Annotated in this window: 12 protein-coding genes; 2 read left to right on the forward strand and 10 right to left on the reverse strand. The window is 72.3% G+C overall.

Annotated elements, in window-relative coordinates; translation table 11 throughout:
• Positions 1-155: 155 nt before the first annotated feature.
• Positions 156-2,561 carry a M4 family metallopeptidase gene (locus tag ACFY0K_RS36305; protein ID WP_390643423.1) on the forward strand — a complete coding sequence of 802 codons (2,406 nt, stop codon included), beginning with the start codon at positions 156-158 and terminating at the stop codon, positions 2,559-2,561.
• 56 nt (positions 2,562-2,617) lie between these two features.
• Here the strand turns inward: ACFY0K_RS36305 and ACFY0K_RS36310 are convergent, their stop codons facing one another.
• From ACFY0K_RS36310 to ACFY0K_RS36320, 3 genes are all read right to left on the reverse strand, one after another.
• A complete protein-coding gene (locus ACFY0K_RS36310) occupies positions 2,618-3,817 on the reverse strand; it encodes a glycoside hydrolase family 64 protein (protein ID WP_390643424.1) in 1,200 nt (399 codons plus the stop codon).
• Between the two features lie 160 nt (positions 3,818-3,977).
• On the reverse strand, positions 3,978-4,733 hold the full coding sequence (locus tag ACFY0K_RS36315) for a dienelactone hydrolase family protein (protein WP_390643425.1): 756 nt from the start codon (positions 4,731-4,733) through the stop codon (positions 3,978-3,980).
• A 114-nt stretch (positions 4,734-4,847) separates the two neighbouring features.
• The gene (locus tag ACFY0K_RS36320) at positions 4,848-5,468 is read right to left on the reverse strand and encodes an L-threonylcarbamoyladenylate synthase (RefSeq protein WP_351961436.1); all 621 of its coding nucleotides are present in this window, start codon (positions 5,466-5,468) and stop codon (positions 4,848-4,850) included.
• A 451-nt stretch (positions 5,469-5,919) separates the two neighbouring features.
• Here ACFY0K_RS36320 and ACFY0K_RS36325 point away from each other — a divergent pair, with 451 nt between their 5' ends.
• The gene (locus tag ACFY0K_RS36325) at positions 5,920-7,449 is read left to right on the forward strand and encodes a helix-turn-helix domain-containing protein (protein ID WP_390643426.1); all 1,530 of its coding nucleotides are present in this window, start codon (positions 5,920-5,922) and stop codon (positions 7,447-7,449) included.
• 144 nt (positions 7,450-7,593) lie between these two features.
• Here the strand turns inward: ACFY0K_RS36325 and ACFY0K_RS36330 are convergent, their stop codons facing one another.
• The 7 genes from ACFY0K_RS36330 to ACFY0K_RS36360 all read right to left on the reverse strand — a co-directional run bounded on the left by ACFY0K_RS36330 (position 7,594) and on the right by ACFY0K_RS36360 (position 14,375).
• Positions 7,594-8,826 carry a cytochrome P450 gene (locus ACFY0K_RS36330; protein ID WP_390643427.1) on the reverse strand — a complete coding sequence of 411 codons (1,233 nt, stop codon included), beginning with the start codon at positions 8,824-8,826 and terminating at the stop codon, positions 7,594-7,596.
• Positions 8,823-10,049 carry a cytochrome P450 gene (locus ACFY0K_RS36335; protein ID WP_390643428.1) on the reverse strand — a complete coding sequence of 409 codons (1,227 nt, stop codon included), beginning with the start codon at positions 10,047-10,049 and terminating at the stop codon, positions 8,823-8,825. The genes ACFY0K_RS36330 and ACFY0K_RS36335 overlap by 4 nt, the downstream gene beginning before the upstream one ends.
• Positions 10,046-10,669, reverse strand: a complete 624-nt coding sequence (locus tag ACFY0K_RS36340) for an ATP/GTP-binding protein (protein ID WP_390643429.1) — start codon at positions 10,667-10,669, stop codon at positions 10,046-10,048. Before ACFY0K_RS36340 ends, ACFY0K_RS36335 begins: the two co-directional genes overlap by 4 nt.
• Complete coding sequence (locus tag ACFY0K_RS36345; RefSeq protein WP_390643430.1) at positions 10,641-11,003, reverse strand: DUF742 domain-containing protein; 363 nt, start codon at positions 11,001-11,003, stop codon at positions 10,641-10,643. The genes ACFY0K_RS36340 and ACFY0K_RS36345 overlap by 29 nt, the downstream gene beginning before the upstream one ends.
• On the reverse strand, positions 11,000-11,422 hold the full coding sequence (locus tag ACFY0K_RS36350; protein ID WP_351961430.1) for a roadblock/LC7 domain-containing protein: 423 nt from the start codon (positions 11,420-11,422) through the stop codon (positions 11,000-11,002). The genes ACFY0K_RS36345 and ACFY0K_RS36350 overlap by 4 nt, the downstream gene beginning before the upstream one ends.
• Positions 11,419-12,909 (reverse strand): ATP-binding protein, encoded by a 1,491-nt coding sequence (locus ACFY0K_RS36355; RefSeq protein WP_390643431.1) that lies wholly within the window; start codon positions 12,907-12,909, stop codon positions 11,419-11,421. The genes ACFY0K_RS36350 and ACFY0K_RS36355 overlap by 4 nt, the downstream gene beginning before the upstream one ends.
• 215 nt (positions 12,910-13,124) lie before the next feature.
• Positions 13,125-14,375: a serine hydrolase domain-containing protein gene (locus ACFY0K_RS36360; protein WP_390643432.1), complete on the reverse strand. Its 1,251-nt coding sequence runs from the start codon at positions 14,373-14,375 to the stop codon at positions 13,125-13,127.
• Between the last annotated feature and the right edge of the window lie 49 nt (positions 14,376-14,424).

The raw sequence follows: 14,424 nt of genomic DNA on the forward strand, positions 1-14,424 counted from the left end.
ACGCTCTCTCCCCGGCGTGTCCACGGATCACGGACCACGCACCCCGGTCCCCGGATCCCGGTTCCCGCACAGCTCAGCTCTTCCCGGACAGCACATCCCCGTCTGCCCGGTCTGTCACCGGCCGCGACCCGGCGGCCGCAGCAGGAGGAGTACGAGTGAGACGTCTTCCCCACAGACGGGCCACGGTAGGAGCCGCCCTGGTCTCCACCGCGGCCTTCCTCGCCGTCGGCATCCAGTCGGTCCCGGCGAACGCCAAGCCCGCCGCCCCCCACCCCAGCCCCTTGCGCACCGGCGGCGTGGAGGCCAAGCTCACCCCCGCCCAGCACAGCGCGCTGCTCAGGAGCGCCCAGCAGAAGACCGCCGCGACCGCCCGCACCATCGGTCTCGGCGCCAAGGAGAAACTGGTCGTCAAGGACGTCGTCAAGGACAACGACGGCACCGTGCACACCCGTTACGAGCGCACCTACGACGGTCTGCCGGTCCTCGGCGGCGACCTGGTCGTGCACACCCCGCCCGCCTCCCTCGCGGCCGGCACCGTGAGCACGACCTTCAACAACAACAGGCACACCGTCGCGGTGCCCACGGTCAGCGCGGCCTACAGCAAGTCCGCCGCCCAGACCAAGGCCCTCAAGACGGCCAAGGCCCTCGACGCCCAGAAGCCCGTCGCCGACAGCGCCCGCAAGGTGATCTGGGCCGGCAGCGGCACCCCGAAGCTCGCCTGGGAGACCGTGGTCGGCGGCTTCCAGGACGACGGCACGCCCAGCAAGCTGCACGTCGTCACGGACGCCACCACCGGCAAGGAGCTCTACCGCTACCAGGCCGTCCAGACCGGCACCGGCAACACCCAGTACAGCGGCACGGTGACGCTCAACACCACGCTGTCGGGTTCGACGTACCAGCTGTACGACACCACGCGCGGCGGCCACAAGACGTACAACCTCAACAACGGCACGTCGGGCACCGGCACCCTGATGACGGACTCCGACGACGTCTGGGGCACCGGATCCGGCTCCAACACCCAGACCGCCGGCGCCGACGCGGCCTACGGGGCCCAGATGACCTGGGACTTCTACAAGAACACCTTCGGGCGCAGCGGCATCAAGAACGACGGTGTCGCGGCCTACTCCCGGGTCCACTACAGCAGCAGCTACGTCAACGCCTTCTGGGACGACTCCTGCTTCTGCATGACCTACGGCGACGGTTCCGGCGGTACCCACGCGCTGACCTCGCTCGACGTGGCCGGCCACGAGATGAGCCACGGCGTCACCTCGAACACGGCCGGGCTCAACTACACCGGCGAGTCCGGCGGGTTGAACGAGGCGACCTCGGACATCTTCGGCACCGGTGTGGAGTTCTACGCCAACAACTCCTCCGACGTCGGCGACTACCTCATCGGCGAGAAGATCGACATCAACGGCGACGGCACCCCGCTGCGGTACATGGACAAGCCGAGCAAGGACGGTTCGTCCGCCGACAGCTGGTACTCCGGGGTCGGCAACCTGGACGTGCACTACTCCTCGGGTCCGGCGAACCACATGTTCTACCTGCTGTCCGAGGGCAGCGGCAGCAAGACCATCAACGGCGTCACCTACAACAGCCCGACCTCCGACGGCGTCGCCGTCGCCGGCATCGGCCGGGCCGCGGCGCTGCAGATCTGGTACAAGGCGCTGACGACGTACATGACGTCGAGCACCAACTACTCCGCAGCCCGCACCGCCGCCCTGAACGCGGCCGCGGCGCTCTACGGCACCAGCTCCACCCAGTACGCGGGCGTCGGCAACGCGTTCGCCGGCATCAACGTCGGCAGCCACATCACCGTGCCCACCTCGGGCGTCACGGTCACCAACCCCGGCAGCCAGTCCTCGACCGTCGGCACCGCGGTGAGCCTGCAGATATCGGCGAGCAGTACCAACAGCGGCTCACTGAGCTACGCGGCGACCGGCCTGCCGACCGGCCTGTCGATCAACAGCTCGACCGGCGCCATCACCGGCACACCCACGACGGCCGGCACCTACAGCACCACCGTCACGGTGACCGACTCGACGGGCGCCACCGGCACGGCCTCCTTCACCTGGACCGTCAGTTCCAGCGGCGGCGGGGGCACCTGCTCCTCGTCCCAGCTGCTCGGCAACCCCGGCTTCGAGTCGGGCAACACCACCTGGACCGCGACCAGCGGGGTCATCACCACCGACAGCGGCGAGGCGGCCCGTACCGGTTCCTACAAGGCCTGGCTCGACGGCTACGGATCGACCCACACCGACACGCTGTCCCAGTCGGTGACGATCCCGTCCGGCTGCACCGCGACCACGTTCACCTTCTACCTGCACATCGACACGGCCGAGACCACCAGCAGCACCCAGTACGACAAGCTGACGGTCACTGCCGGTTCGACCACCCTGGCCACGTACTCCAACCTCAACGCGGCCTCCGGGTACGTGCAGAAGTCCTTCAGCCTCGGGTCGTACGCGGGCTCGACCGTCACCCTGAAGTTCAGCGGTGTCGAGGACTCCTCGCTCCAGACCAGCTTCGTCGTCGACGACACCGCCGTCACGACCGGCTGACGCACGGCAGCCGAGTGTCCCGCACCCGCGAGCCGGGTGCGGGACACTCGCGCGGGTCAGCTCAGCGGGTCAAGCGTGAGGTACGCCTGCTGCGGGCTGCCGTCGTTGACCAGGGACTCCTGGTTGCCGACGTCGTCGAAGGCGAAGGCGTACGCCTTGCCGTCGGCCATCTGGGCGTGGACGGCGCGCGCGTAGTGGTTGGTCACCGAGTCCTTGTAGAAGTCGGCCGGGCTGGTGTCCGGCTGGTTCGAACTCGTCAGCAGCGTCGACCGGTTGAAGCCCGCGCAGAGGGTGCGCGAGATCGGCCCGCGCACCAGGTCGTTCGGCGCGTCGAGCAGGTTGTGGCAGCCGAAGATGCTGTTCGCGTCGGGCTTCTGGAAGCTCGTCACCACCGCACCGGCCGAGTTGGTGAAGTTCATGACGTTCCCCGAGACCCGGCCGTAGTACTTGGTGTTCGGCTGGTCGGCGAACGGCGTGACGGTCAGGGTCGACGTCGCGTACTTCGACCAGACCCGGTTGACGTAGTCGTCCATGACGGTCGAGGCGAGCGCCCCCGTCTCCACGCCGTAGAGCGGGGAGAGCGCGCGGAGCACGGTGCCGTCGGAGCGGGTCTGCACCAGGTTGGCCCAGCCGCCCGACTGACCGCGCAGGGCGCTGAAGAACCCGTTGTAGCCGCCCGACTTGAGGTGTCCGGTGCTCGCCGTGCTGCCGTCGGCGCGCTGCACCCCGACCGCGTACGGCACCGAGAACATGTCCACCTGGGTGCTGTTGATCCACAGACCCGAGTCGTTCAGCGTGTACTCGGACCAGTTGAAGAGGATGTTCCGGTTGGGGTCGGTCGGGTTCTGCACCGCGGGCTGCACCAGACCGCCGGTGGTCAGCCTGAAGTCGAGCTTCTGGCCGTAGGAGAAGTAGATCCGGCCGGAGAACTTCGGGATCCGGATCGTCTTCGACTGGCCCGCCGCCGGGCCCGTGATCGAGGCGTCCGGCGCCGGGGTCGGCGGGTTGCCGCCGGCCGGCCAGGCGTGGAAGGTGCCGTTCGCGTCGGCCCAGCCCTGCTGTCCCGAGGAGAGCTGGGTGCCGAGGTCGTAGACGTAGACCTGGTCGCCGCGGCCGGAGTTGTTGGTGATCTTCAGCGGGACGGTGTCCGGCACGGCCGCCCCGGCCGGTGCGGGCGTGCCCAGGGTGAGCACCCCGCCGATCAGTGCCGCCGCGGCCGTGAGCGGCAGCGCCCGGCGTACGAGTCCTGTGCGCACTCTCCACCTCCGTGTGGGGTCGGGGTTGGCCCGGAAATTGGTCCGGACCAGTTCTGAGAGCGCTCTCAGGTTGGCGGGCGGTCGGGTCCATGTCAACAACATGGACGAAATCGGGGGCCCGTCGGTCGACGGGCCCCCGGAACCGGGTGAGTCGGTCGGATCAGAAGGTGCGCTTCAGCAGGCCGAGCAGCGCGTCCCAGTGCCGCTCGGCGGCCTCGGCGGAGTACGCCGGGGTGTCGGCCTGGGTGTAGCCGTGCTCCGCGCCCCGGTAGATCTCGACGGTGTTGCGGACCCCGGCGGCGTCGAGCGCCTCCTGGAAGGTGCGGATCTGCTCCTCGGTCATCGACTGGTCCTGGTCGGCGAAGCCGAAGTACAGCTCGGCGGTGATGGGACCGACCGTCAGGTGCGGGCTGTCCGGGGCGTCGGTGACCAGTCGGCCGCCGTGGAAGCCGGCCGCCGCGGCGATCCGCTCCGGGAAGACGGCGGCGGTCCCCACGGCCAGCCTGGCGCCCATGCAGTAACCGGTGATGCCGACCGGTCCGTCGGTCACCAGCGGGCTGTCGGCCAGCCAGTCCAGGTAGGCGTCGGCGTCCCGCTTGACTCCCTCGGGCGTCAACGACTGCATGACCGGCATGATCCGCTGCCAGATCGTCGGGTCCACGGAGGGGTCGATGAACTCCGGCAGCTCCCCGATCGGCGTGCGGCCGTGGCGGTAGAAGACGTTCGGGACCAGCACCGTGTAGCCCTCGCCGGCCAGCCGGTCCGCCATCGACTTCAGGTGCGGGCGGAGGCCGTAGGCGTCCTGGTAGAAGAGCACACCCGGGTGGGGGAGTCCGTCGGCGGGGTGGGCCAGGTAGGCGTCGGCGACACCGTCCTCGGTGGTGATGTCCACGTCGGATCCCTGTACGGCGGTCATGGCGCAAGTGCCTCTCTGTGGAGTCGGCGTCGGGGTGGGGGACACCCGGCGCGGCATGTCACGATCATCGTGGCACGCGAGGGTGAGAGAGCCGCGGACGGGGGATCGTCGAGCTCACTCGAAGCGGGAGGTGTCGCCCGCGCCCCGGCGCACGATCTCCGCCTCGCCGCCGGAGAAGTCGATGACCGTGGTCGGCTCGGTGCCGCACTCCCCGGAGTCGACCACCGCGTCCACCTGGTGGTCCAGCCGGTCCTTGATCTCCCAGCCCTGGGTCAGCGGCTCGTCCTCGTCCGGCAGCAGCAGGGTGCTGGACAGCAGCGGCTCGCCCATCTCCGCCAGCAGCGCCTGGGTGACCACGTGGTCGGGGATGCGGACGCCGACGGTCTTCTTCTTCGGGTGCAGCAGCTTGCGGGGGACCTCCCGGGTCGCCGGGAGGATGAAGGTGTAGCTGCCGGGCGTCGATGCCTTCACGGCCCGGAACACGTCGTTGTCCACGCGCACGAACTGGCCGAGCTGCGCGAAGTCCCGGCACATCAGCGTGAAGTGGTGACGGTCGTCGAGATGCCGGATGGTGCGGATCCGGTCGATGCCGTCGCGGCTGCCGAGCTGGCAGCCCAGCGCGTAGCAGGAGTCGGTCGGATATGCGATGAGCGACCCCGAGCGGACCGCGTCGGCGATCTGCGAGATGCTGCGCGGCTGCGGGTTGTCGGGGTGCACGTCGAAGTACTTCGCCATCCGCCGAGCTTATGCCGTACGGCGAGTTCCGGCCGGGCGGGGCGCTCCGCGGGAGGTGCCGCGAGAGGCCGTCCGCCGTCTGCGCCGCCGTCGTGGCTGGTCGCGCAGTTCCCCGCGCCCCTTCGGGGGCGCTCGGTCGGAGGGGCGGCGACATGCCGTCTGCGGCGGCGTGGTGGGTGGTTGCGCAGTTCTCTGCGTTCCTTCGGGGGGCTGCCCTCGTACCGGGATGCGTGCGGGCCGGAAATCGGTGTGCATACCCCGTGGATTCCTGGGCACCCGAGGAGTCAGCCACCCCGGGACCCTCCCCCCGGCCCCGGGTGAGGCTTCTCCGTCGGCGGCCCTTCCCCCGAGGGCCGCCGACGGAGCCGTGCCCGTTGGTCGGGACGGGGCTTCGGCCATCGGGTAACGTCCGTGGACCGAGGCCGACGCGAGGGACGAGGGGCAGGGCGAGATGGCAGGCCGAGCAGGTGAGGGCCCCCAGAACCCGGCACTGCACGGCGACGGCTGGGCCGAGCGGCTCCTCGACCATCTGCGTCCCGGCGCCCGCGACCCGCGCCGGGTCGTCGCCTGGCTCGCCGGCGCCGTGCAGGGGACCGTCTGCCTCCAGGACGGCGACGGCACCCTGCTCGCCGGGACCCCGGTGCCCCTCGACGCGGATGTCGCGGCCGACGTGACCGCCGGGCGGATCTCCGCCGCCGCCGTCCAGGAGGGCGACCGCCACCTGCGGCTGGTCGCGGTCCGCGCCCCCGATCCCCGTCCGGCCGCCCCCGCACTGCTCGCCGTGGCCCGCGCGACCCCCTTCGACCGGCGCGCCGCGGAGATCGTCACCCACACCGCCGGCGTCGTCGAACTCCTGCTGCGCGAGCGGGAGCTGACGGCCGCCGGGCACCGGCTGAGGCGGGCCACCGCCGACCTGCGCCTGGCCATCCTGCAGCTCCTGATGGTGGAGGACACCGTCTCCGCCCGCCGGGTCGCCGCCGGCCTGTGGCCCGGACTGCTCGACACCGACAGCGCCTGCGTCTACATCGTCGAGGGGCACCCGGCGGAACGCGACGGCCTCGCCGAGGACTGCGTGGTCGTGACCCGCGGTCAGGCCCTCGTCGTGCGCTGCCCCGCGATGGACGGCCACGTCATCGTCCTCAGTCCCGCGCCCGCCACGGCGGAGCGGCTGCGCTCGCTCGTCGGCGGCCGCCCCGGCACCTTCCTCGGCGGCAGCGTCCGGCAGAACCTGGCCCAGACGGCCACCGCCTACGGCCAGGCCGTCAGCGCGCTCGCCGTCGCCCGTTTCCGCCCCGGCCAGGCCGCCGTCTACGCGGAACGCACCCACCCGGAGCGGCTGATGGACCCGGGCGCGCTGCACGCCTGGTCCGCCGCCGTGCTGCGGCCGCTGGACACCCTGCCCCACCACACCCGCGCGGAACTCCTCGCGACCACCCGTCTCGGCCTGGAGTTCACCGCCGTCAGCGCGGCCAAGGTGCTCGGCGTCAGCCGCAACACCGTGCGCGCCCGCATGGACCGGGTCGAGGCGCTGCTGGGCGCGGACTTCTCCGACCTCACCGTGCGGGCCACCGCCCACCTGGCCCTGAACACCCAGGCGGCCCTGACGGAGGAACTCGCCGCCACGGTGCCGGCGCAATCCGGCGTCCGCCTCGGCGACCTGCTGGCCGGTCCGGGGCTGCGCGCCTGGGCGCGCGACCTGCTGGACCGCCTGGTCCGGGACGGCCGCGACCTGCGCGGCACCCTGCGCGCCTGGATCGCCGCCGGCGGCAACGCCGAACGCGCCGCCCAGGACCTGGGCGTGCACGCCCAGACCGTCCGCGAACACGTCCGGGGCGCCGAACCCGTCCTGGAGCGCCAGCTGCTGACCGCCGGCACCGACCTGTACGAGGTGGTGCTGGCCCACCTCGCCCTCGGGGACCTCGCCGCCCCCGTCCTGCTGCGGGCGAATCCGGGCCAACCGGACTCACCTGTGCACGGGTGAGCCCTCAGCGGGCACGAACGGGCATCGGCGCGATACCCAACGGCCGGAGCCGGACGTATGTTCACGGTGCGCGGGGGCACGACCGGAACGGGGGACCGGTCGAGGCCCCCGCCGTCCCCGTTGCGCTGCCCCCACCGCGCCGGTTCACGCCTGCAGACGTACCGGGATCTTCTGCCAGCCGCACGCGATGAACGACGGCACCTGTCGCAGCTCGTCCGCCCCGACCGCCAGCCGCAGCCCCGGGAACCGCTCGAACAGTGCGGGCAGCGCGGCCAGTGCCTCCGCCCGGGCCAGCGGCGCACCGATGCAGCGGTGCACGCCGATCCCGAACGCCAGGTGGTCGTCACGGCCCCGGCCCGCGTCGAACACGGCCGCGTCCGGCCCGTAGTGGGCCGGGTCCACGCCGGCCGCCGCGTACGTCGTGATGATCGCGTCCCCGGCCGGAACGGTGACGCCCCCGACCTTCAGGTCGCTCACCGCGAACCGCAGCGGCAGCGAGGCGATGGACGGATGCACCCGCAGTGTCTCGTCGATCACCGCGTCCCAGCCGGCCTTCCCGGCGCGCACCGCCGCCAGCTGCGCCGGATCCGTCAGCAGCGCCACGGCCGCGTTGCCGATCAGGTTGACCGTGGTCTCGAACCCGGCGCCGATCACCAGCAGCAGCGTGTACAGCAGTTCCTCGTCGCCGAGCCGGTCGCCGTCCTCGTCGCGGACCCGGATCAGCTCCGTGGTCATGTCGTCGCCCGGGTGCTCCACCTTGTGCGCGATCAGCCCGCCGAGGACCGTGCCGATCCGCTCCTGCACGAACGCGGCGTGCTCGGGGGTGGGGTCGGAGGTGTCCATGATGGCCGCGATCAGCGCGCCGGTGTCGTCCCGCATCTCGTCCGGCACGCCGAAGAGTTCGCAGATCATCCGCATGGGCAGCGGCTGTGCGAGACCGGCCCGCAGGTCCACCACCGAGCCGTCGGCACCCGCGGCCGCCACGCCGTCGAGCAGTTCCGCGGCGATCGCCGTGACACGCGGCCGCATCGCCTCGGTACGGCGGTGCGTGAAGCTCGGCGCCACCAGCTTGCGCAGCCGGGTGTGGTCGGGGCCGTACGCGGAGAGCATGTTCACGACGCCGATCCAGCTCACCACCCAGCCCCAGGAGGGGTGTTCGCCGATCTCCGGCCAGAGCCGCCAGTGCTTGCGCGGATCCTTGCTGACCCGGGGATCGAGGATGAGCTGCTTCAGGACGTCGTAGCCGGTGGGGGCCCAGGCGGGTATGCCGCCGGGCAGTTCGACCGGCACGACGGGGCCGAGGGCGCGCAGCCGCGCGCTTTCCGCCCGGATGTCGGAGCCGAACGGGTCGAGAGCGATGCGGTCGGTGACGGTCACGGCGACTCTCCAGGCTGGTCGGGGGAGCGGGGACTGAACCGGACGGGCAGCGAGGTCAGCGAGCGGTGGAACGGGCCGGGCCGCCAGCTGAGCTTGTCGCGGGGCAAGGCCGGGTCGAGGTCGGGCAGCCAGAGGGTCAGCTGTTCGATCGCCTCGGTCGCGATGAGCAGCGCGTGGTGCCGGACCGGACAGGCATGCGGGCCGGCACCCCAGGACAGGTGCGAGGCGTCCGCCGCGTGCCGGCCGCCGGTGACCTCCCGTTCGGCGAACAGGCCGACCGCGCCGAAGGAGACCACCACCGGGATCGCGGGCCGCACCCACGCACCGTGGAAGGAGACCGGCCTGCGGGCGTAGTAGATGCCGTAGTTGGCCAGTGGGGTCTCGTGGTGCAGCACCTCGATCACCGCGTCCATGACCGGGCGGGCGCCGCTGGTGAGCGTGGAGTAGTAGACCGGGTTGCCGAGGATCCGGGAGAGCGCGTTGGAGACGAGGTTCGTGCTCGGCTCGTAGCCGGCGCCGAGGGTGAGGAACACCTGCCAGGTGACCTCCTCCGGGGTCAGCCGGGCGGGATGGTCCAGGAGCATGCTCGGCAGGTCCTCGCCGCGCTCCTCGAGCTTGGCGGCGATCAGCCGCAGCACGTACCCGGCGAAGTCCGCCTCGCCCGCGGCCGCCTGGGCGCCGCCCTCCATCATCTTCAGCAGGCCCTCGTTGAGCCGGTCGCCCTGGCTGTCCGGCAGCCCGAACAGGTTGTTGAAGACCAGGGCCATCAGGGGCCGGGTGAAGTCGGTGACGAGGTCCGCCTCCCCCTTGGGCCCGAACCGGTCGACCAGCAGCCGGACCGCCCGGTGCACCAACTGGCGCAGGTCGTGCGGCTCGATCAGGTCGAACACGTCGATGAGGGTGGTCCGGTAGCGGATGTGCGCGTCGGCGTCGGAGAACAGGGCGTTGGGCCGCCAGCGCATCATGCCGAGCAGCGGGGAGTCCTCGGGGACGGTCGCCTCCCAGTCCCGCGGGTCGTGCGAGAACGTCTCCACGTCCCGCAGCACGTCGAGGGCGGCTCGGCGTTCGGTGACCACGTACGCCGGCGTGCCCGGCGCGAGCTCCGCCCAGCCGACCGGGCCCTGGGCGCGCAGGGCCGCGTAGTAGCCGTGCGGGTTGCGGGCGAACCCCTCCTCCCACAGCCGTACCGGACCCGAGACGGTGAAGGACTGCTGAGCGGTCATCGGGCCTCCGCCGGCCGGTCGTCGATCAGATGCTGGACGAGGGCGAGCAGCGCGTCCACCGAGGAGTTCGCGTCCCGGGCGTCGCAGGTCACCATCGGGGTGCCCGGCGCCAGGTCCAGGGCGGCGCGCAGTTGGTCCCCGGTGTAGTGGCTCGGCGCGTCGGGGAACGCGTTGAAGGCGACCGCGTACGGCAGCCCCGCCTCCTCCAGCAGGCCGAGCACGTCGAACGAGGCGTCGATGCGGCGGCTGTCGACCAGGACCAGCGCGCCGAGCGCCCCGTAGGAGATGTCGTCCCACAGCGTCCGGAACCGGTCCTGTCCCGGTGTCCCGAACAGGTACAGCACGACCCCGCCGGACAGGCTGATCCGCCCGAAGTCGATGGCGACGGTCGTCGTGTCCTTCTCCCGCACCCCGTCGAGGTCGTCGACGGGGACGGAGGCCTCGGTCAGATGCTCCTCGGTGTGCAGCGGCCGGATCTCCGACACCGAGTCGATGAGAGTCGTCTTGCCCACCCCGAACGGCCCGGTGACCAGGATCTTCACCAGGTCGCGGGCGCCGTCGGGGAGATGGGTGCCACCCCTGCGGGGCAGCTCACTGGTGTTTGAGGGCGCGGAGGCCATCGGCCACTCTCTTCAGCAGGTCGGGGTCGAACCGTTGGGCGGGCGGGATCGGCGCGCGGGTCCGGACCAGGTCCCGGTCGACGAGGTCGGCGGCCAGCACCCGCACGGCGGAGAACGGCAGCCGCAGCAGCGCCGCCGCCTCCACCGCCGTCAGCGCGCCGCCGGACAGCAGCTCCAGCAGGGCCAGTTCGGCCGCGGGCAGACCGGTGGGCAGGGGAGTCCGGGTACGGGTGAGCACGGTCAGCCGTTCCAGGTGCGGACGGCTGGGCCGGGCCACCCCGCCGGTCGACAGGTACGCGGGGACCAGGGGACGGCCGCCACGGCGGCCGGTCATGCCGGCGCGCCGCCGTCGGAGCCTCTGGGCGCGGCCGCCATCGCCTTCTCGCCCAGCCGGGCCACCTGCGAGTGCACCCGGTGCGCCAGCAGGTCCAGGCGCACCTCCGGGTCGCCGTAGGCGGCGACACAGGTGCCGTGGTCGGTCGGCACGATCAGCACGTACCCGTGGTCCGACTCGATGACCACCTGCCGTACGTCGGCCCGGTCCCGGTCCGCGAACGCGGCCGCCGCGGCCCGGCAGGCACCCTGCACGGTACTGGTGATCGCGGCGACCCGCTCGGCACTCGCCCGGGTCAGCCCGTCGGTGTAGCCGGTCGCGAGGCCGTCCCGGGTGAGCAGAACGGCGGCCAGTACATGCGGAACCTGCAGGACGGGGTCCAGCACCCATGCCGTCTCGCCCACTTCGCGGCTGGTCATCCGGCCGCCCCTCCTTCGTCGTCGGTCCGCTGGGGTTCGGGCGCGCTCGCCCGCTTGGGGGCCCGCGCCGCCGCGGTGCCGTACTGCAGAGCCGCGAGCGCGGCCGCCGCCTCCTCGGGCCGGCGCGCGGAGGGCTGCGGCCGCGGCGCGTCGGGGGCGGCGGCCGGGGTACGGCGGCGCCGCTGCGGCAGACCGGCCAGGTCCCCCGGGTCCTCGCGGCCGGGGGCGGGGGCGCGCTCGTGCTCGGCGGCCGACCCGGCCCGGTCCGGTGCCGGCCCGGCGACGGCCGGGAACCCGGCCGGCATGATCCCGGGCACAGGCGCCTCGGGCACGGGCGCCTCGGGCGCGGCTCCCTCGCGCACGGACGTCGTGCGCCCCGCGGCCTCCCGCACCGGTTCCCGGCGCACCGCGCGCTCCCGGGTCGACCGCGGCGCGCTGGCCGAGGGGGGCCGTTCGCCGGGGTCGATCCGGCCGAGCAGGTGGCTGTCCACCCGCAGTACCGCGCGCACCCCGCCGTACGGCGAGGGGGAGGAGACGTCGACGTTGAGGTCGAACTGCCGGGTGAGCCGGCCGATCGCGGCCAGGCCCATGCGCGGCGGGTCGCCGAGGTCGGTCAGCAGGATCGGGTCGCTGCCCGCCACCAGCCGCTGGGCGCGGGCCCGTTCGTCGTGCGTCATGCCGAGGCCCGCGTCGTCGACGGTCACGCACACCCCGTGGTGGACGTGCTCCAGATCGACCACGACGTCGGTGTCCGGCGCCGAGTGGCGCAGCGCGTTGTCGAGGAGTTCGGCGACGATGATGGCGACCGGCTCGACCGCGTGCGACACCAGGGCGGTGCCCGGCTCCAGGTGGTTGTTGACCCGTACCCGGTGGTAGCCCGGGAGCCGGGCCTGGCCGCCGGTGACGGCGTCCACCACGTGGGACTCCTCGCGGGCCAGCCCCACCCAGGCCCCGCACACCACCGCCGCGACCTGCGCCCGCCGCAGCGACTGCTCGTTCTCGTGGTCCAGCGCGAACAGCGTCTGCGCCAGCTCCGGGTCGTCGTAGCGCTGCTGGAGCCCCCGCAGGGCGTCCTGCAACCGGTAGAGGGCGGCCTGGATCTCCCTGGTGGCGCCGCGCAGTCCGGCCTGCGCGGCCGCGTCGATCCGGGTGCGCTGAGCGGTCAGCTCCTCGCGCAGCGCGGTGAGCACGTACTCCAGCGCGATCCCGGTGGGAGTCCCCGGCGTGTGCTGTCCGGCCGGGCCCGGCACCCTCAGGTGCGGGTGGGCGAGCTGGGCGGCGGCCGCGGGCATCCGGCGGGCGGCGAGATGCTCGACCTCGGTGATGAACGCGCCCTCGGTGCCCTCCAGCCGCGCGCGCAGCTCCGTCACCTCGGCCCGCAGCGCGGCCTTCTGACGCCGGGACCTGACCAGGCTGCCGCCGAGGGCGAGCGCGGTGAGCGTTCCGGCGGCGAGACCACCGGCCACCAGTTCCGGTAATTCGATCATGGAATCGGTTTCCAGGGGGTAGGGCAGCAGTGGGCAGGGGGGAGCCCGGGCCCCTCCCGTGTGGCGCTCGCTGCACAGTACACACCGTCATTGACCGGCCTCGCACGGTGAATCGTTACATCACTGCGAATCCGTTCGGTGACTGTTCGCTTCTGTGTCGAGTGTCTGAAATGCCGTACAGGGCAGGTGAGTTGAGGACCCGTGAGCGCGCTCCGTCACCGCGTGGCGGAGGCCGGCGCCGGCAGGTCGAAGACATGGGCCGGGGAGATGATCCGGGTGACCGCCTCGCCGAACAGGGTGCTGGGCTCGATGTCGCCCTTGTAGCCGATGTCGGTGTTGAGCAGCACGACCACGGTCGTGTGCGTCGAGGGCAGATGGACGGTCAGGGACTCGTAGCCCGGCAGTGAGCCGTTGTGCCCGATCCACCCCTGGACGTCGAAGATGCCGAGCCCGTACCCGGCGCCCCGGATGCCGGTCGCCGGGGTGGTCAGCCGCTGCTTCTGGACGGCCGGCCCGACCATGGCCGTACCGTCGGGGAAGACCCCGGTGGCCACGGTGCCCGCCCAGGTGTGGAGATCGTCCAGGTTCGAGATCATCGCGCCGGCGGCCCAGCCCCAGGAGGGGTTCCAGCCGGCGGTCTCCGTGACCTTCCCGGTCGCCGACTGGTCCGTGTAGCCCTGCGCGTGCGGGGTGGGGAACTCTTTCCCGGTCGGGAACAGCGTGTGGCGCATGCCCGCGGGCTTGAGGACGTGCTGTTGGAGGTAGTCCCCGAGCCGCTGTCCGCTCACCTTCTCGACGAGCAGGCCGAGCAGGATCAGGTTGGTGTTGGAGTAGTCGAACTTCTCGCCGGGCCGGAACATCGCCGGGTGCCGGAACGCGTATCCGAGCAGTTGCCGCGGCGTGAAGGAGCGTTGCGGATCCGAGGTCAGGGCCTTGAAGAAGCCCGCGTCCTCCGAGTAGTCGAACAGCCCGCTGCGCATCCCGGCCAGGTCCCGCAGGGTGATCCGGTCGCCGCCCGGCACGCCGTCGAGGTACCTGCCGACGGGGTCGTCCAGGCCGACCCTGCCCTGGTCGACGAGTTGCAGCACCGCGGTCACGGTGAACGTCTTGGTCTCGCTGCCGATCCGCATGTACAGGTCGCGGGACATCTTCTGCCCGGTCGCCTTGTTCGCGACCCCGAAGGAGCGAACGTAGTCGCGTTGCCCGGGCGTCCAGACTCCGACGGTCACGCCGGGCACGTCCGCCTCGCGCATCACGTGCTGGACGACCGCGTCGAGTTGCCGGGCCACTGCCGGAGTCATCGCACGGACGCCGGAACTGCCGGACGGCGACGGGGTGGGCGACGGCGCGACGACCGCGGCGGGTGCGGGGGCGGGGGCGGGCGCCGCGACGAGGGGGACGGTCAGCGTCCCCAGCGCGACGGCGATCGAGGCCCCCCGGCGCAGCATGGCGGACGGGTGCGGCATGGGCTGACTCCAAGCACGTGGGGGAACGTGCGGTGGGTCGGGCGTCAGA

Source organism: Streptomyces sp. NPDC001507, from assembly GCF_042894765.1.
In the GTDB taxonomy this organism is placed as follows: domain Bacteria; phylum Actinomycetota; class Actinomycetes; order Streptomycetales; family Streptomycetaceae; genus Streptomyces.